Raw genomic sequence first — 17,611 nt, 5'->3', positions numbered from 1 at the left:
AGCACGAAGCGACGTGACTCGTCTCAATCCGAAGATGGAGACGGGTCACGCTTCGCATCAGCCCCCGGACTCGGACGCCCTTCGCAGAAGTTCTTCGAAGGGCGCTACGTCCTCCAAGTCACTCTGCCCCGAAACTACGTGAAGGTTCCGACCGGCGGAGCCTGCGCTAGCGATCGCACGCGGACCGAGCATCGAAGCCAGCTCAGCAGCAGCTCGGTCGATCCGTGCCCGAAGCGGGTCCTCGCCGTCGGAACTTGCGCCGAAGTCATCTGTCGCGGCAAACACGCCGGTAGGCACGAGAGCAGCCTTGAGGTAACTGAAGAGCGGTCGCATGGCGTGGTCGAGCATCAGCGAGTGACGGGCGGACCCCGCCGTAGCTGCGACAAGGACAGGCTTACCGACGAAGTACTCCCGCGGCATCACATCAACGAACGTCTTGAATAGACCTGAGTAGCTGGCGGTGAACACCGGAGTCACAACGATCAGCGCGTCTGCCCGGCCCACTGCCGAGATGGCCTCGGCGACTTCGCCGGTCGGGAACCCTGTGACCAGATGGTCCGCCAACCCGTGAGCCAAGGTCCTCAACTCGATGGTCTGCAACTCAATCGGCTCGTCAGAGGCAGCGACGGTGGCCGCGGCGAGCCGGTCGGCAAGTAGCCGCGTGGACGAAGGAACGCTCAGGCCTGCGCTGACAACAACTACACGCTTCATGCTGCGATTGCCTCTTCTTGGATCGGACTCGAGTGCGTTACGAGCGAGCGCTTCCGACGCGGTATCTTCAACGTCCCACCGCGTGACGTCATGAACAGCCCGGAGTACGACGCGGAGAACACCGGCGTCACGACGACCAGCCCGTCGGCGCGGCGGACCGCGTCGATCGCCGCCGCCAGGTGCGGACCGGGGAAGCCGGTCAGCAGGTGGTCGGTCAGCTCGTGGGCGAGGTCGCGCAGCTCGACGGTCGTCACGTCGACCTCCTCGAGCGCCTGCGTCGTCGCGGCGGCCAGCCGGTCGGCCAGCAGCCGCGTCGACGAGGGGTTGGAGAGACCGGCGGAGACGACGACCACGGAGGTCATGCCGACACCTCCTCGGCGGCCTCGAGCGCGTCCTCGGCCCGGTGGCCCGTGGCGGAGTCCGCCGCGGCGTACACCGTGGAGTCGTGGGCACCGCCCGCGGCGGCGACCAGCGAGCCGTGGGTGGGCGCGTCCGGCACGTGCGCCGGGCGACCCTCGGCGAAGCCCTTGCGCATCTCCGGCAGGATCTCGCCGAGCAGGTCGAGCTGCTCGAGCACCGTCTTCAGCGGCAGGCCGGCGTGGTCGACGAGGAACAGCTGGCGCTGGTAGTGGCCGACGTAGTCGCGGAACGACAGGGTCCGCTCCAGCACCTGCTGGGGCGAGCCCACTGTCAGCGGCGTGGCCTCGGTGAAGTCCTCCAGCGAGGGCCCGTGGCCGTAGACCGGGGCGTTGTCGAAGTACGGGCGGAACTCGCGCACGGCCTCCTGGCTGTCGCGCCGCATGAAGAACTGCCCGCCGAGGCCGACGATCGCGGTGTCCGCCGGGCCGTGGCCGTAGTGCTCGAAGCGGCGTCGGTAGAGGTCGACCATCTGCTGGGTGTGCGAGGCCGGCCAGAAGATGTGGTTGTGGAAGAAGCCGTCGCCGTAGTAGGCCGCCTGCTCGGCGATCTCGGGGCTGCGGATCGAGCCGTGCCACACGAACGGCGGGACGCCGTCGAGCGGGCGCGGCGTGGAGGTGTAGCCCTGGAGCGGGGTGCGGAACCGACCGGACCAGTCGACGACGTCCTCGCGCCAGAGCCGGTGCAGCAGCGCGTAGTTCTCGATCGCGAGGTTGACGCCCTGGCGGATGTCCTTGCCGAACCAGGGGTAGACCGGGCCGGTGTTGCCGCGCCCCATCATCAGGTCCACCCGGCCGTCGGTGAGGTGCTGGATCTTGGCGTAGTCCTCCGCGATCAGCACCGGGTCGGTGGTGGTGATCAGCGTGGTCGCGGTCGACAGCACGATCCGCTCGGTCTGCGCGCCGATGTAGGCGAGCGTCGCGGTGGGGTTGGAGGAGATGAACGGCGGGTTGTGGTGCTCGCCGGTCGCGAACACGTCGAGACCGACCTCTTCGGCCTTCTTGGCGATCGCCACCGTGGCCTTGATCCGCTCGTGCTCGGTCGGCGTGCGACCCGTCGTGGGGTCCATCGTCACGTCGCCGACGCTGAAGATGCCGATCTGCATGGCCGTCCTCGATCCTCGTGGTGCCCCCGTGGGACGGGGGCGAAGTGTGGTTGAAAGCCGAACTATCCGTGTCAACCGAGGATCCTCCCAGGCTATTCCGCCACAGTGGCCCGGTGCGCCGTGTGCCGTGGTGGGTCCCCGCTCTGATCATCCTCGCGACGGTCGGCCAGCTCGCCGTCGCGCAGTGGGTGCCCGGCATCGAGAGGTTCGAGGGCAAGGCGTTCGGGGCGCGGCTGGTCGCCTATCCCCTGCTGATGCTGCTGGCGCCGGCGGTGTGGTGGCTGGTCGCGCGCCGTCGCGGCCGCGTCGAGCGGCCGCCGCACGGCGCGTTCACGCTGGTCATGCTGCCCTTCCTCGTCGACGTGACCGGCAACAGCCTGGACCTGTACGACGCCGTGGTCTGGTGGGACGACCTCAACCACTTCGCGAACTGGCTGCTGCTCTGCGCCGGGCTCGGCCTCCTGCTGTGCGGGTCGGTCCGGCCGGCCTGGGCGGTCGTCGTGCTGGTGACCGGGCTGGGCGCCGTGCTCGCGATCGGCTGGGAGCTCGGCGAGTGGTACACCTTCATCCGCCACGGCACGGAGGCCGGCACCGCCTACGAGGACACCCTCGGCGACGAGTCGCTCGGCACGCTCGGGGCGCTGGTGGCCGGCCTGCTGGTCGCGCGGGTGCACGCGCGGCCCTGACCGCTGCCCGGCCGCCTCAGCCGTCGGCGAGCCGGCCCTCGTCGAGCCGGAGCACCCGGTCGGCGACGCGCTGGACCCGCGGGTCGTGGCTGGCCACCAGCACCGCCGTACCGGCTCGGGCGGCCGCCACCAGCGCGGCGGTCACCAGCTCCGCGCGGTCGTCGTCCTGGTGACCGGTCGGCTCGTCGAGGACGAGCACCCGTGGGGCGAGCACGAGCCCGCGGGCCACCGCGACCCGCTGCTGCTCCCCCAGCGACGTCTCGCCGACCCGTCGGTGCGCGAACGGGCCGAGGTCGAGCGCCGCCGCGAGGTCGGCGAACGACACCGGCGCGCGCTCCGAGCGGTACGTCGGCAGCAGCACGTTGTCCTCGACGCCGAGACCGTCGACCAGACCGTGCTGCTGGGGCACGACCGCCACCAGCGACCAGTCGGCGGCACCGTACGGCGGGCGGCCGTCGACCTGGACCGTGCCGCGCTGCGGCTCCTCGAAGCCGGCGGCCAGGTGGCACACCGTGGTCTTGCCGGAGCCGGAGGGCCCCAGCAGCGCGACCACCTCGCCGGGCGACACGTCGAGGGTGACGTCGTGCAGCACCTCGACCCGACCGCTCCCGGTCCCGTAACCGTGGCCGACCCCCCGGACGACCAACCCGCTCACGTCGGCTCCCCCGGTCCTCGGAGGCGGACCACGTCGCCGTCCGCCTCGACGACGACGCGGCGGGAGGGGAAGCGCGCGAGCAGGGCGGGCGGGAGCTGCAGGCGCCCGGCGGAGTCGATGACCGCGACCGTCTCCCGAGCCCGTGCGGTCTCGCTGGACAGCACGCCGTCGCGGAGCCGGAGCAACCGGCCGGCCCGGTCGGTCACCCGGGCGTCGTGACTGCTGACGACGACGGCGCTCCCGGCCTCGGCGAGACCGGCGAGGGCGTCGAGGACCAGGTCGGCGTTGCCGTGGTCGAGCTCGGCGGTGGGCTCGTCCGCGACCACCAGGGCCGGGCTCCCCACCAGGGCCATCGCGACCGCGAGCCGCTGCTGCTCGCCGCCCGACATCGTCGCCGGCCGGTGGTCCGCGCGTGCCGCCAGGCCGACCGAGGCGAGCACCTGCTCGACGTCGTCGTGCCCGGAGCCGCGCCAGGTGGCGACCTGGCGGACGTGCCCGGCCGCGGTCAGGTGGGGGAAGAGCCCGGTGGAGGCACGCTGGGGGACGTAGCCGATGCGCCGGTGGCGCAGGCGGCGCAGGGCGCTCGCCGACGCGCCGGCCACATCGCTGCCCAGCACCCGCAGCTCGCCCGCGCTCGGCCGCTCCCGCGCCGAGAGCAGCGTCAGCAGGCTGCTCTTGCCACTGCCCGAGGGGCCGGCGACCACCGTGAGCGAGCCGGCGGAGACGAGCAGGTCGACGCCGCGGAGCGCGTAGGTCTCCCCCGTCGCGGACCGGTAGACCCGGGTCAGGTCGCTCGCCTCGACGACCTGCGCGGGGGTCGGTTCAGCCGTTGCCACGCAGCACCTCCGGGCCCGAGCGGCGGCGCGCGCGGGCCAGCCCCACGGCCGAGGCGGCCGCGACCATGGCCAGCGCCAGCCCGACGACCGCCCCGACCTCCGTCGCGCCCAGGCGCGGGCGGCTGGTGGGCAGCACCTGCGGCACCTGGTCGACGAGGCTGGGTCCCAGGACGAGGGCGGCCGTCGACACCACGGTCGCCACGGCCGCGGTCAGCACGGCGCGCGCCACCTCCCAGGTCCGCGCGGCCGCGAGCTCGCGGGGGCGGTAGCCCATCTGCGCGAGCAGCACGTCGGCGACCGCGTCGCGGTCGGCGAGCCGCAGGCCCAGGGCCAGCACCGTGGCGAGCGCCAGCAGCAGGACCACCAGGCCGAGCACGACGACGTACCGCGCCGCCCACGACGCGGCGAGCAGCCCCTCGCCGACCTCGGCGGCCCGGGTCGTCGACACCGCGACCGGGGAGAGCCCGACCGCCTCGAGCTGGGCGTCGAGCCGGTCGGCGTCGGCCCGGGACCAGACCTCGGCCCCGAAGGCGCCGGCCGCGCTGCGGGCGGACAGCGGGTCGCGCGGGTCCAGGGGCGGCGGGAGCAGGGGGAACACCTGGCGGGCGCTCACCACGACGGCCGCGTCGCCCGTGCCCGCCTCGGAGCCGGGGAACGCGGGCAGCACGCCGGCGACGACGTACCCCAGGCCCACCTCCTCGTTGATCTCCAGCGTGCCGCGGTCGCCCACCGCGAGGTCGGTGTCCCCGGCCAGCAGCACCGGGACGAGCTCGGCGGTGGGGTCGTCGAGCCGGTCCAGGAGGTCGCGCCCGCCCCCCAGGGTCCCGGTGGCACCCCAGTCCGCGACCGCGGCGAAGGTCTCCGCGTCGACGGCGAGGAGCTGCTGGGCGCCGAACGTGGGGGGCAGCGTGACCCGCTGGCGCCACACGAGCGTCGAGTCCTCGACCGGCGGCCGCAGGGCCCGCACGCCGGTGCCGCGGAGGGCGTCGTCGACCGAGGCGGCCGTCGGCGCACCCACCAGCGCAGCGGCCTTGTCGTCCGCGCCCTCGACCAGCCCGCGGTGCACCGCCAGCGTGTAGGCGAAGAGACCCAGGGTCACGGCCAGCACCGCGGTCAGCGCCTGGTCGCGGGGACCGGCGCTCCCCGCGCGGCGGGACGCCAGCCAACGTGCCCCGCCGGGCCTCGCGCCGGAGAGCCGGACGAGCGCGGCGAGACGCACGACGACCGCGGCGGCCGACGCCGCGACCAGCAGGGGCAGCGCAGTGGTCAGCGGGGAGCCGGCGCGCCGGGCCGGCTCCTGGGAGAGGACGCCGACCAGGACGACCGCGGTGGCGACCAGCACCAGCGCCTCCCACGGGACCGAGCGCACACGCGCGCCGAGCCGACCACGGCCACCCAGGTCGGCCCGCAGCGCCGCGGCGAGGGCGACCGCCGCCGGCAGCGCCAGGGCGACGGCGGCGCCGACCCCGGCGCGGAGCAGGTCGGCGCGGGTGAGGTCCCCCGGGCCGAGGTCGTAAGGCGGTCCGGCGGCGTCGACGGCCAGCAGCGCCAGCGCCGTCCCGAACGGCAGCGCGAGGACCGCCAGCGGCAGCAGCTCGAGCACCGTGAGCCCGGTGACGGCGAGCGGGTGCACGCCGAGGCCGGCGGCCAGCGACTCCTCGCGTCGACGGCTGCGCCCGACCAGCACCCAGGCCGCGGCCAGCAGCGCGGCGGCGAGCACCTGCCCCGCGGCGGCGTACGGCCCCACCTGGTCGCGGGCGTCGACGGCCGCCTCCTGGGCCTCAACCAGGATGTCCGGGAGCCCGGACGCCAGCTCAAGACGGGTCGGCAGCGGCCGCGCCTGGTCGGTGACCTGCGCCAGGTCGGTCGTGCTGTCGAAGGCCTCGATCGCCAGCCGCTGGATGCCCGCCACGGCGTCCTCGGCGGTGTCGGCGTCGAGGGCGGCGTCGACGCGGAGGTCCGCGGCGTACAACGGCTCCTCGTCGATGGCACGGACCAGCTCGCCGAACGTCGCCGGGCTCGTGACCACGAGCTGGCTGACCTCCCCCGGCCGTCCGGGGTCGATCGGGAGGACCCAGTCCGCGCTGCCCGGCGCCGCGGCGACCGCCGCCGGCAGGACCGACCGGGGCGCGGTGGCGTAGGTGCCCGACAGCGTGGTGGTGGCGAAGCGGGTGGAGGAGGACCCCTCGGAGACGCTCTGGAGGCCCACCCGGAACCGGTCGCCGACGGCCAGTCCCAGCCCCTCGGCGAGGTCCGTCGGGAGCCACGCCCCGGGTGCGTCGGCGTCGGCGCCGAGCGCCTCGAGGACGCCGTCGTGGAAGAACAGGGCACCCGGCAGGGACTCCCCTCCCGCGCGCACCACGGCGCGCAGCCGGCGGTCCTGCGCGGTGCCGGCCGCGCCGGTCGTGGGTGCGCCGTAGCCGGGCAGGTCGAGCAGGCGCTCACGGACCAGGGCCGCACCCCGGGGGCGGAGCACCCCGGCCCACGACGCGCGCAGGTCGGCGGACGCGCCCGGCGCGGGCTCCGCGGCCGCCGCCTCGACACCCGCCTCGAGCGCGGCGCCGCGCGCGCTGGCGTGGAACAGCGCAGGCGCCACGACGGACCCGACCAGCAGCGCGGCGGCGAGGAGCACCAGGCCCAGCCACCCGGGCGAGTGGAGCAGGCGCACGGGCGCAGCTGTCCACAGCGGGTGCCGCCCCCTCCGCGCCGGCCCCACCACGTCAGCCCGCGACGCGGTGCAGGACGAGCACGGCCCGGTCGTCGTCCCCGCGCGCCACCTGGTCGACGATGCGCCGCGCAGCACCGTCGAAGCCACGCGACACGGCCTCGGTGGCGGTCCGCCGGAGCCAGGCGATGCCGTCGTCGAGGTCGGCGTCGCGGGACTCGACGACGCCGTCGGTGTAGAACATCAGCGCGTCGCCGGGCTCCAGCGTGCCGGTCGAGCCGTGCAGCTCGGGGTCGGGCACGACGCCGAGCGCGGTCCCGCGGGCCCCGTCGACCAGCCAGGACCCGTCCCGGGCACCGGAGGGAGCGTCGTACCGCAGCGCCGGCGGGTGCCCCGCGCTGGTCACCGTCCAGCACCCGGTGCGCAGGTCGACCAGCACGTGCACCGCGGTCGCGAAGGACTCCTCGGACTGCTGGCGCAGGAGGAACGCGTTGGCCGCCCGGAGCAGGTCCTGCGGCGGCAGCGCGCCGATCAGCCCGCCCAGTGCGCCGGCGAACTGCAGCGCCTGCGGCCCGACCGCCACGCCCTTGCCGCAGACGTCGACCAGCACCATCTCCAGGCGCCGGCCGTCCTCGCTCACGTCGGCGACGAGGAAGTCACCGGCGTAGCCGGCGCCGTGGGAGGCCAGCATCGCGCTCTGCGCCGTCCAGCCCGCCGGCAGCGGCGGCACCTTCCCCTGGGCCTGCAGCCGGCCCTTCAGCTCGGCCAGCAGCGCCTCGCTGAGCGGACCGGGCAGGCCGCTGCGCTGCCGGCTGGACTGGAAGAGGATCAGCGCCGCGGAGAGGAGCAGCGACGCCGTGACCGACACCCGGGCGCCGGTGACCTCGCCGTCGTGCACCATCACCGTCAGCGCGACGACGAGCGCGAGCGCGGTCAGCACGACGAGCGGCTGGAAGCGCAGGGTCAGCATGCCGACCAGCAGCCAGACGAAGTACGCCGTGGCCGGGAGCGCGTCGTACCGGTGCCACGAGACGACGCCCGCGAGCAGGACCCCCGCGCACAGCAGCGCGAGCACGCGCACCTGGCTGTCCCAGGAACCGGAGCGCCAGTCGCTCACGAAGCTCCCGGCCCGGTTCACGCCGCGAACACTAGTGGCGTCGGCGGGTGAGCGCCGGTCATCTCCACAGGTGGGGGCCGCTATCGTCGCCACGCGTGAGCACCCCACACCCCAGCTTCGACCAGCTGGCCGCGCTGCCGGCCTACGCCCGCCAGCCGGTCCCTGTCGCCTTCGAGGACGTCAACGGCCACCTCAACGTCCGGCACTACACCGGCATCGCGAGCGAGGGGCTCGACGAGTCGCTGGTGGAGCTCGGCATCCCGCAGAGCTGGCCGGCCCGCGGGCACGCGTGCTTCTCCGCCGAGCACCACCTGACCTACCTGGCCGAGCTGCGCACCGGCGACGTCATGTCGGCACGCGTCCGGGTGCTCGGCCGCTCCGAGCGCGCGGCCCACGCGCTCGTGCACCTCGTCGACGAGACCCACGAGCGGCTCAGCTACGTGATGGAGGAGGTCTTCCTCCACATCGACATGGCGACGCGCCGTACCGCGCCCTGGCCCGAGGACGTCGCGTCCGCCCTGGACCGCCGCGTCGCCGAGCACGCCGAGCTGCCCTGGGTGCCCGACGTCTCCGGGTGCCTGGGCCTGCGCTGAGCCCGGCGCCGCCTCCTCCGCGGAGCGGTCCAAAGGTCTGAGTCCAGACCATTGACCGCCGCGCGCGGCCTGCGCCACACTGCGGCAACCGCCGGCCGGGCGCGCGTCCCGGTCAGGAAAGGACGCCATGAGCCAGGACGCCGCGCCCGAGAAGTCGCTCGACGAGGTCATGGACGAGGACGCTCGCGTCCTCGCGGAGATGGGCTACACCCAGGAGCTGACGCGCGGGATGTCCGCGTTCTCCAACTTCGCGGTGTCCTTCTCCATCATCTCGATCCTCGCCGGGTGCATCACCAGCTACGCCATCGCCCTGCGCAGCGGCGGCCCGGCCGCGCTCACCGTCGGCTGGGTCGTCGTCGGCCTCTTCGTCACGTGCGTGGCCCTGGCGATGGCGGAGGTCTGCTCGCGCTACCCGACCGCCGGTGGCCTCTACTTCTGGGCCGCCAAGCTCGCCAAGCGCAACCGCCGGGTCTGGGCCTGGTACGTCGGGTGGTTCAACTTCCTCGGCGAGATCGCGGTCACCGCGGCCATCGACTTCGGCTGCGCCACGACCTGGATGGCGTTCGCCAACCTGGTGTGGGACGTCGAGGTGACCCCCGAGCGGGTCTTCCTGCTGTTCGTCGCGATCATCGTCGTCCACGCCCTGCTCAACACCTTCGGCGTGAGCCTGGTCAGCCTGCTCTCCAGCGTCTCCGCCTGGTGGCACGTGTTCGGCACCCTGATCATCGTCGGCGCGCTGTGGATCCTCCCCGACTCCCACCAGTCGGTGTCCTGGACGCTGACCGAGTACCACAACGAGACCGGCTGGACGTTCGCGCCGTACGTCCTGCTCATGGGCCTGCTGATGGCGCAGTACACCTACACCGGGTACGACGCGTCCGCGCACGTGGCCGAGGAGACCAAGCAGGCCCAGATCGCGGCGCCGCGCGGCATCGTGCTGAGCGTCGTGGTGTCGGTGGTCGGCGGCTTCCTCCTGCTCTACTCGATCACCGCGGCCATCCCGGACGGCTCCGAGAGCGGGTTGACCGCCCTGGCCGCCTCCGAGACCGGCCTCCCGCCGGCGCAGGTCTTCCTCGACGCGCTGGACAGCCCGTTCACGGCCAAGCTGCTGCTCTTCATCGTCTGCGTCGCGCAGTTCTTCTGCGGCATGGCCTCGGTGACGGCCAACTCCCGGATGTCCTTCGCGTTCTCCCGCGACAACGCGCTGCCGGGCTCCAAGATCTGGGCCCGGGTCAACAAGCGCACCGGCACGCCGACCAACTCGATCTGGTTCTGCGTCGTGCTCTCGATCCTGCTGGCGAGCCCCGCGCTGTTCAACACCACGGCCTACTTCGCGGTGACCTCGATCGCGGTCATCGGCCTCTACATCGCCTACGTCGTGCCGGTGCTGCTGCGCCGCCTCAGCTCCGACTTCACCCCGGGACCCTGGAACCTCGGCCGCTGGAGCCCGCTCATCGGCTGGGTCGCGGTCGTCTGGGTCGTCCTGATCTGCATCCTCTTCGTCCTGCCGCCGGCCAGCCCGATCACGGTCGACACCTTCAACTACGCCCCGGTCGCGGTGCTCGCGGTCCTCGTCCTCGCCACGGTGATGTGGTTCGCCGGCGGGCGGACCCACTTCATGCACGGGATGAAGGACGAGCACACCACCAAGCCGCTGGACGAGGTCGTGTGAGCGCTGCCCGCGCAGCGCTCCCCCAGGGCGACCCGGACCCGGCGGGGCTGCCCGACGCCGTCCTGCGGCCGGTGCGGGGCCACCACGCCTTCGAGGCGTGCGTGGAGCAGCTGGCCACCGCGATCAGGCTCGGGGTCTACCCGCGCGGGTCGGCGCTCCCGCCGGAGCGGGACCTCGCGGCGCGGCTGCAGGTGTCGCGCGCGACGCTCCGGGAGGCGATGGCGGCCCTGCGCGAGGCCGGGCTGGTCACGACCACCCGCGGCCGCGGCGGCGGCACGGTCGTCACGCTCGAGCCCCGGACGCCGTCGGCGCGACGGGCCGCGCGGACCGACGAGGTCACCCGGCGCGACCGGCTCGACGCGCTGGAGTTCCGGCGGGTCGTCGAGCCCGGCGCGGCCGCGCTCGCCGCCGACGTACGCCTCGACGACGCGGCGCGGACCCAGCTGGAGGAGGCCCACGACGCGGTGCGGTCGGCGACCCGGCCGGCCGAGCACCGGCAGGCCGACTCCCGCTTCCACCTGACGGTGGCGGCGCTGACCCGGTCCCCGCGGATGGTCGAGGCGGTGACCTCGGTGCAGGCGACGCTGCACGAGATGCTGCTGGCGATCCCGGTGCTGCCCACGAACATCGCGCACTCCGACCGCCAGCACGCGGCCGTCGTGCGCGCGATCCTGGCCGGCAAGGCCGACCACGCCCGCCGGGCGATGGAGGAGCACTGCGACGACACGGCCGCGCTGCTGCGCGGGCTCGTGGGATAGGGACGCCGATGACCCGAGGGACGCCGAAGCGGAACGACCGGCACCTGAGCCGCGAGGAGCTGGTCGTCGAGATCGAGGCCGGCACGATCGACACGGTCGTGATCGCCTTCACCGACATGCAGGGCCGGCTGCAGGGCAAGCGGCTCCACGGCCGCTACTTCGTCGACCACGTGCTCGACCACGGCGCCGAGGGCTGCAACTACCTGCTGGCCGTCGACGTGGAGATGAACACCGTCGAGGGCTACGCCATCTCCTCCTGGGAGCGCGGGTACGGCGACATGGAGATGGTCCTCGACGAGCGGACCATCCGCCGGCTGAGCCACCTCCCCGCGACCGCGATGGTCCAGTGCGACCTGGTCTGGCCCGCCGGTGAGGACGGCGGGCACGCCCCTGTCGTGCAGGACCCGCGCGCCGTGCTGCGCCGCCAGCTCGACCGGTGCGCCGAGCGGGGCTGGGAGGCGATGTCGGGGACCGAGCTGGAGTTCATCGCCTTCGAGACCACCTACGAGGAGGCGCACCGCTCGGGCTACCGGGACCTGGTGCCGGTCAACCAGTACAACGTCGACTACTCGGTCCTCGGCACCACCCGGGTCGAGCCGCTGCTGCGCAGCATCCGCAACACGATGTACGACGCGGGGCTCGACGTGGAGGGCGCCAAGGGCGAGTGCAACCTCGGGCAGCACGAGATCGGGTTCCTCTACGCCGACGCGCTGACGACGGCGGACAACCACGCGGTCTACAAGACCGTCGCGAAGGAGATCGCGGCCCAGCAGGGCAGGTCGCTCACCTTCATGGCCAAGTACGACGCCCGCGAGGGCAGCTCCTGCCACATCCACCTCTCGCTGCGGGGCACCGACGGGTCGCTGGTGTTCTGGGACGAGGAGACCGGGTCGCGGACCCCGCTCTACGACCGCTTCGTCGCCGGTGTGCTGGCCACGGCGGCCGAGCTGACGCTGCTCTACGCCCCGAACATCAACTCCTACAAGCGCTTCGCGGACGGCTCGTTCGCCCCCACGACGATCGCCTGGGGCTCCGACAACCGCACCTGCGCGGTCCGCCTGGTCGGCCGCGGGGCCGGTGCCCGGATGGAGAACCGCCTCCCGGGCGCCGACGTCAACCCCTACCTGGCGCTGGCCGCGATGATCGCCGGCGGGCTGCACGGCATCGAGCAGGAGCTCCCGCTGGAGGAGGAGACGGTCGGCAACGCCTACACCTCGGACAAGCCCAAGGTGCCGGGCACGCTGGCCGAGGCACGCGAGGCCTTCGCCACCTCGGCGGTCGCCCGGGCCGCCCTGGGCGACGAGGTCGTGGACCACTACGTCAACATGGCCGACGTCGAGCTGGCCGCCTACCGCGCGGCCGTCACCGACTGGGAGCTCGTCCGCGGATTCGAGAGGCTCTGAGTGTCCGACACCTTCACCGTCGTCAACCCCGCCACCGCCCGGCCGATCGCGGAGGTGCCGCTCGCCTCCGTCGAGGAGGCCGACGCCGCCATCGCGCGGGCCCACGAGGCCTTCGCGACCTGGCGCACCGTGGCGCCCGGCGAGCGCGCCGCGCTGCTGCGTCGGTACGCCGCCGTGGTGGACGCCCACGTCGAGGAGCTCGCGGAGATCGAGGTCCGCAACGCCGGCCACACCTGGGGCAACGCCCGCTGGGAGGCCGGCAACGTCCGCGACTGCCTCAACTACTACGCCGGCGCGCCCGAGCGGCTCTTCGGCCGCCAGATCCCGGTGGCCGGCGGCACCGACGTCACCTTCCACGAGCCGCTGGGCGTGGTCGGGATCATCGTCCCCTGGAACTTCCCCATGCCGATCGCGGCGTGGGGCATGGCGCCCGCGCTCGCCGCGGGCAACACGGTGGTGCTCAAGCCGGCCGAGCTCACCCCGCTGACGGCACTGCGGCTGGCGGAGCTGGCGCTCGAGGCCGGCATCCCCGAGGGCGTCCTGACGGTGCTGCCCGGCCGCGGCGACGTGGTGGGCGAGCGGTTCGTGACCCACCCGCTGGTGCGCAAGGTGTGCTTCACCGGGTCGACCGCGGTCGGCAAGCGGGTGATGGCGGGCTGCGCCGAGCAGGTCAAGCGGGTCACCCTCGAGCTCGGCGGGAAGAGCAGCAACGTCGTCTTCGCCGACGCCGACCTGGCCGCGGCGGCCGCGGCGGCGCCGTACGCCGTCTTCGACAACGCCGGCCAGGACTGCTGCGCCCGCTCGCGGATCCTCGTCGAGCGCTCGGCCTACGACGAGTTCCTCTCGCTGCTCGAGCCCGCGGTCACCGCGCTGCGGGTGCTCGACCCCTCCGACGAGGCCTCGGAGATGGGCCCGCTGATCTCCGCCCGGCAGCGCGACACCGTCACGGGCTACCTGGCCGAGGTCGACGTCACCATCGCCGGGTCCGTGCCCGGTGGCGACGGGTTCTGGGTCGCGCCGTCGGTGGTCGCGGTCGACGACCCGGGGCAGCGGATCTGGCGCGAGGAGGTCTTCGGGCCGGTCGTGGCGGTGATGCCGTTCGACGACGAGGCCGACGCGGTCGCGCTGGCCAACGACACCGACTACGGGCTCTCCGGCTCGATCTACACCCGGGACCTCGGCCGGGGCCTGCGCGTCGCACGGGCGGTCGAGGCCGGCAACCTCAGCGTCAACTCCCACGCCTCGGTCCGCTACTGGACCCCGTTCGGCGGCTACAAGCAGTCCGGCCTCGGCCGCGAGCTCGGCCCGGACGCCCCCATGGCGTTCACCGAGGAGAAGAACGTCTTCATCGCCCACTGATCCCCGCGCTGCAGGACGGGCTGCAGGATTCCCCGGCCCCCCGGGGAATCCGGCACTCCTCAGGGGACGCAACCCCTGAGAAGTGCCGGTTTTCCACGAGAAGCACCATCAGAAAGGCATCGAAGTGGCAGGACGCATCCAGGACCGGGTCGCGGTCGTCACCGGCGGCTGCTCGGGCATCGGCCTGGCGACCGTGCAGCGGTTCGTCGAGGAGGGCGCCAAGGTCGTCATCGGCGACATCGACGACGAGCGCGGGCACACGGTCGTCGGCCAGCTCGGCGGCACCGACCACGCGACGTACGTCCACGTCGACGTGACCGACAAGGAGCAGGTCGACGCGCTGTTCCGGACGGCCAAGGAGACCTACGGGTCGGTCGACATCGCGTTCAACAACGCCGGCATCAGCCCGCCGGAGGACGACTCGATCCTCGACACCGACCTCGAGGCCTGGCGCCGGGTGCAGGAGGTCAACCTCACCAGCGTCTACCTGTGCTGCAAGGCGGCGCTGCCCTACATGCTCGAGCAGGGCCGGGGGTCGATCATCAACACCGCGTCGTTCGTCGCGGTGATGGGCGCCGCCACCTCGCAGATCTCCTACTCCGCCTCCAAGGGCGGCGTGCTGTCGATGACGCGCGAGCTCGGGGTGCAGTTCGCCCGGCGCGGGGTGCGGGTCAACGCGCTGTGCCCGGGACCGGTCAACACCCCGCTGCTGCAGGACCTCTTCGCCAGCGACCCCGAGCGGGCCGCCCGGCGGCTGGTCCACGTGCCGATGGGGCGCTTCGGCGAGCCGGAGGAGATGGCCGCGGCGGTCCTCTTCCTGGCCTCCGACGACTCCTCGTTCATGACCGCCAACACCTTCCTGGTCGACGGCGGCATCTCCGGCGCCTACGTCACTCCGCTGTGACGACCGCGCCGCTGATCGGGCTCACGACCTACCGTGAGCAGGCCGCCTGGGGCGTGTGGGACCAGCGGGCCGACGTGCTGCCCACGCAGTACGCCGAGGCCGTCGAGGCGACCGGGGGTGTGCCGGTCCTGCTGCCGCCGGTCGGCCAGGTCGGCGCCGCCGACGTGGTCGTCGGCCGCCTCGACGGGCTGGTCGTCAGCGGCGGGGCCGACGTCGACCCGTCGCGGTACGGCGCGGAGCCGCACCCGCGCACGGCCGGTTGGCGCACCGACCGCGACGCGTGGGAGCTCGCGCTCCTCGACGCCGCGGCGGCCGCCGGGCTCCCGGTGCTCGGGGTCTGCCGCGGCATGCAGCTGATGGCGGCCCACGCCGGTGGCTCGCTGGACCAGCACACCCCCGACCTCGTCGGCCACGAGGAGCACTCCCCCGGCGCCGACGCGTTCGGCCGCACGTCGGTCCGCACCGTGCCGGGGACCCTGGTCGCCGGGCTGGTCGGCGAACGGCTCGACGTCTCCTGCCACCACCACCAGTCGGTGGCGACCCACCCGGGCTGGGTCGCCGCGGCCCGCGCCGAGGACGGCACGCTGGAGGCCATGGAGGTCCCCGGCGACCGGTTCTGCGTGGCGGTCCAGTGGCACCCCGAGACGGCCGCCGACGTCGGCCTGCTCGCCGGGCTCGTGCGCGCGGCCGCGTCGTACGCCGCGGGGCGGGCGGACGCATGAGCGACCTGCTGTCCGCCTGGGCGGTGGACCGGGACTCGCCCCTGCGGCCCGACGTCGTCGCGCTGCTCGAGGAGCACCTGCAGGACATGCGCGCCGAGTCCCCGCCCGAGAGCGTCCACGCGCTCGACCCGGCGGCGCTCGACGTACCCGGCACGGCCTTCTGGACCGCCCGGACCGGTGACGGCACGCTGCTCGGCTGCGCCGCGCTCAAGGGCTTGTCGCCCGGCCACGCGGAGCTGAAGTCGATGCGGACCGCCGCGGCGGCGCGCGGTCGTGGCGTCGGCTCCGGCCTGCTCGACCACGTCCTGGCCCACGCGGCGGCCGCGGGCCACCGTCGGGTCAGCCTCGAGACCGGGACGCAGCCGTTCTTCCTGCCCGCCCGGAGCCTCTACCTCTCCCGCGGCTTCGTCGAGTGCGGTCCCTTCGGCGACTACGTGCTCGACCCGTGGAGCGTCTTCATGACCCGGGCCGTCGACGACGGATGACGAGGTGGGACCGCACGCGCGGGCGCCGGCTCAGAACGGCTCCCCGTCGAAGCGCTCGCGCACGGCGAGCTCCTCGACCGGCACCCGCCTGAGCCGGGTCAGCTGCTTGACGGGACGCCCCAGCGGCACCACGGCGGCCAGTGCGTACGTCTCCGGGACGCCGAGCAGCTCCTTGACCGCCGGCTCCTCGGCCGTCGCCATGGTGGTGATGGTGCCGCCGTACCCCTCGGCGCGGGCGGCGAGCAGCACGTTCCACACCAGCGGGTAGACCGAGGCCCCGCCGACGATGCCGACGCGGTCGAGGTCCTGGTCCATCGCGGCGACGACCGCGAGGTCGACGAGGACGACCAGCACGACCGGGGCCCGCAGCACCGGCTCGGTGAACGCCCCGGGCACCCGGGTCCCCGCGATCTCCTCGGCGGAGGGACCGGGCGGGTGCACGGGGTTCCACGGGCTCTCCCCCGCCTTCTGCTGCGCGACGTACCGGCGCACGGCCGGCTCGTTGAGCTCGGCGAGCCGCTCACGCGTCGCCCGGTCCCGGACGACGACGACGCGCGTGCCCTGGCGGTTGCCGCCGCTGGGCGCGAAGCGCGCCGCGTCCAGGATCCGGTGCAGCACCTCGTCGGGCAGCGGGTCGTCGGTGAACTCCCGGACCGCCGCCGTCGTCCGCATCACGTCGTAGAGATCCACGGGGCTACCGTTGCACGGACGGCGAAGGGGGCACCCGATGATGGTGCCCGTGACGCGACCCGTGTGGCCCGTGCGGCCCGGCCCGCTCCAGCAGGTCCAGCTCAGCGCCCACCGCTGCCTCACCCGCGCGGCGGTCGAGCGCGCGCTGGCCCTCGACGTCGACTTCGTGGAGTTCGACGTCGAGCGCTGCGGGGACGGGACGCTCGTGGTCTTCCACGACTCCGTCGTCGAGGTCGACGGCGAGGAGGTCGAGCTGGCCTCGATGACGGTCGCGGAGCTCCGCTCGGTCGTGCCGGACCTCCTGCTGTACGACGAGGTCCTCGACGCGCTCGCGGGCAACCGGCGTGCCCACCTCGACCTCAAGTTCGTCGGCAGCTGTGCCGAGGCCACCGCCCGCGCCGTGGACCGCCTGGGCGCCGAGAACCTCGTCGTCACCACGCTCGACGACGACGCCGTCCGCGAGGTCCGCGACTGGGCCGAGGCCCAGGGCATCGACCTGCTGGTCGGACTGTCCCTGGGACGCAAGGTGACCGGCTTCCCGGTCTGGCGCCAGCTCCGCGTCCGGGCGTCCGAGGTCTGGCCGCACCTGCGCTACCGCCAGTCGCGAGCGAACGTCGTCGTCGCCCACCACTGGCTCGCCCGCGCCGGCCTGGCCGGGTTCGCCCGCCGTCGGGGCATGCCGCTGCTGGTGTGGACCATCGACACCCCGCGGTCCCTGGAGCACTGGCTGCGCCCGGGCCGCGCGTGGCTCGTGACCACCAACCGCCCGGAGGAGGCGCTCGGGGTCCGCGAGCGCGTCGGGTCCCGTCGGCGGCCTGCGCGCGGGGTCTAGG

At 73.9% G+C, this 17,611-nt stretch carries 18 protein-coding genes; 10 read left to right on the top strand and 8 right to left on the bottom strand.

The window, feature by feature from the left end; genetic code table 11:
* Positions 1–57: 57 nt before the first annotated feature.
* Genes AB0N29_RS06390 through AB0N29_RS06380 form a run of 3 tightly spaced genes read right to left on the bottom strand, consistent with a single transcriptional unit; the run spans position 58 to position 2,233 of the window.
* A complete protein-coding gene (locus AB0N29_RS06390) occupies positions 58–711 on the bottom strand; it encodes a CE1759 family FMN reductase (RefSeq protein ID WP_364865042.1) in 654 nt (217 codons plus the stop codon).
* Entirely contained in the window at positions 708–1,073 is a 366-nt protein-coding gene (locus AB0N29_RS06385; RefSeq protein WP_364865040.1) for an NAD(P)H-dependent oxidoreductase, read from the bottom strand. Before AB0N29_RS06385 ends, AB0N29_RS06390 begins: the two co-directional genes overlap by 4 nt.
* The gene (locus tag AB0N29_RS06380) at positions 1,070–2,233 is read right to left on the bottom strand and encodes an LLM class flavin-dependent oxidoreductase (protein WP_364865037.1); all 1,164 of its coding nucleotides are present in this window, start codon (positions 2,231–2,233) and stop codon (positions 1,070–1,072) included. Before AB0N29_RS06380 ends, AB0N29_RS06385 begins: the two co-directional genes overlap by 4 nt.
* Positions 2,234–2,346: 113 nt before the next feature.
* Between AB0N29_RS06380 and AB0N29_RS06375 the strand changes: the two genes are divergently transcribed.
* Positions 2,347–2,919, top strand: a complete 573-nt coding sequence (locus AB0N29_RS06375; protein ID WP_364865035.1) for a hypothetical protein — start codon at positions 2,347–2,349, stop codon at positions 2,917–2,919.
* Positions 2,920–2,935: 16 nt separating this feature from the next.
* On the opposite strand, the gene AB0N29_RS06370 is transcribed toward AB0N29_RS06375, so the two are convergent.
* Genes AB0N29_RS06370 through AB0N29_RS06355 form a run of 4 tightly spaced genes read right to left on the bottom strand, consistent with a single transcriptional unit; the run spans position 2,936 to position 8,213 of the window.
* Positions 2,936–3,574 carry an ATP-binding cassette domain-containing protein gene (locus AB0N29_RS06370; RefSeq protein WP_364865032.1) on the bottom strand — a complete coding sequence of 213 codons (639 nt, stop codon included), beginning with the start codon at positions 3,572–3,574 and terminating at the stop codon, positions 2,936–2,938.
* Positions 3,571–4,410 (bottom strand): ATP-binding cassette domain-containing protein, encoded by an 840-nt coding sequence (locus AB0N29_RS06365; RefSeq protein WP_364865030.1) that lies wholly within the window; start codon positions 4,408–4,410, stop codon positions 3,571–3,573. Before AB0N29_RS06365 ends, AB0N29_RS06370 begins: the two co-directional genes overlap by 4 nt.
* Positions 4,397–7,078, bottom strand: coding sequence for a hypothetical protein (locus tag AB0N29_RS06360; protein WP_364865027.1), 2,682 nt, complete (start codon positions 7,076–7,078; stop codon positions 4,397–4,399). The genes AB0N29_RS06365 and AB0N29_RS06360 overlap by 14 nt, the downstream gene beginning before the upstream one ends.
* A gap of 52 nt (positions 7,079–7,130) precedes the next feature.
* Positions 7,131–8,213: a PP2C family protein-serine/threonine phosphatase gene (locus AB0N29_RS06355; RefSeq protein WP_364865025.1), complete on the bottom strand. Its 1,083-nt coding sequence runs from the start codon at positions 8,211–8,213 to the stop codon at positions 7,131–7,133.
* Between the two features lie 74 nt (positions 8,214–8,287).
* On the opposite strand from AB0N29_RS06355, the gene AB0N29_RS06350 reads away from it, so the two are divergent.
* From AB0N29_RS06350 to AB0N29_RS06315, 8 genes are all read left to right on the top strand, one after another.
* Positions 8,288–8,785, top strand: coding sequence for a thioesterase family protein (locus AB0N29_RS06350; protein ID WP_364865023.1), 498 nt, complete (start codon positions 8,288–8,290; stop codon positions 8,783–8,785).
* A gap of 127 nt (positions 8,786–8,912) precedes the next feature.
* The gene (locus AB0N29_RS06345; protein ID WP_364865021.1) at positions 8,913–10,457 is read left to right on the top strand and encodes an amino acid permease; all 1,545 of its coding nucleotides are present in this window, start codon (positions 8,913–8,915) and stop codon (positions 10,455–10,457) included.
* On the top strand, positions 10,454–11,215 hold the full coding sequence (locus AB0N29_RS06340) for an FCD domain-containing protein (RefSeq protein ID WP_302271323.1): 762 nt from the start codon (positions 10,454–10,456) through the stop codon (positions 11,213–11,215). The genes AB0N29_RS06345 and AB0N29_RS06340 overlap by 4 nt, the downstream gene beginning before the upstream one ends.
* An 8-nt stretch (positions 11,216–11,223) precedes the next feature.
* Positions 11,224–12,618, top strand: a complete 1,395-nt coding sequence (locus AB0N29_RS06335) for a glutamine synthetase family protein (RefSeq protein ID WP_364865018.1) — start codon at positions 11,224–11,226, stop codon at positions 12,616–12,618.
* Entirely contained in the window at positions 12,619–13,977 is a 1,359-nt protein-coding gene (locus AB0N29_RS06330; protein WP_364865016.1) for an aldehyde dehydrogenase family protein, read from the top strand.
* Positions 13,978–14,101: 124 nt separating this feature from the next.
* Positions 14,102–14,881: a 3-oxoacyl-ACP reductase gene (locus AB0N29_RS06325; protein WP_302271317.1), complete on the top strand. Its 780-nt coding sequence runs from the start codon at positions 14,102–14,104 to the stop codon at positions 14,879–14,881.
* Positions 14,878–15,603, top strand: coding sequence for a gamma-glutamyl-gamma-aminobutyrate hydrolase family protein (locus AB0N29_RS06320; RefSeq protein ID WP_364865013.1), 726 nt, complete (start codon positions 14,878–14,880; stop codon positions 15,601–15,603). Before AB0N29_RS06325 ends, AB0N29_RS06320 begins: the two co-directional genes overlap by 4 nt.
* Positions 15,600–16,088, top strand: coding sequence for a GNAT family N-acetyltransferase (locus AB0N29_RS06315; protein WP_364865011.1), 489 nt, complete (start codon positions 15,600–15,602; stop codon positions 16,086–16,088). The genes AB0N29_RS06320 and AB0N29_RS06315 overlap by 4 nt, the downstream gene beginning before the upstream one ends.
* 30 nt (positions 16,089–16,118) lie before the next feature.
* On the opposite strand, the gene AB0N29_RS06310 is transcribed toward AB0N29_RS06315, so the two are convergent.
* Positions 16,119–16,778, bottom strand: a complete 660-nt coding sequence (locus AB0N29_RS06310) for a nitroreductase family protein (protein WP_364865009.1) — start codon at positions 16,776–16,778, stop codon at positions 16,119–16,121.
* Between the two features lie 49 nt (positions 16,779–16,827).
* On the opposite strand from AB0N29_RS06310, the gene AB0N29_RS06305 reads away from it, so the two are divergent.
* Complete coding sequence (locus tag AB0N29_RS06305) at positions 16,828–17,610, top strand: glycerophosphodiester phosphodiesterase (RefSeq protein ID WP_364865007.1); 783 nt, start codon at positions 16,828–16,830, stop codon at positions 17,608–17,610.
* Position 17,611 lies beyond the last annotated feature (1 nt).

This window comes from Nocardioides sp. NPDC092400, from assembly GCF_040684155.1.
In the GTDB taxonomy this organism is placed as follows: domain Bacteria; phylum Actinomycetota; class Actinomycetes; order Propionibacteriales; family Nocardioidaceae; genus Nocardioides.
The sequence above is the reverse complement of the archived record's forward strand: the minus strand, read 5'-3'. Positions and strand labels throughout refer to the sequence as shown.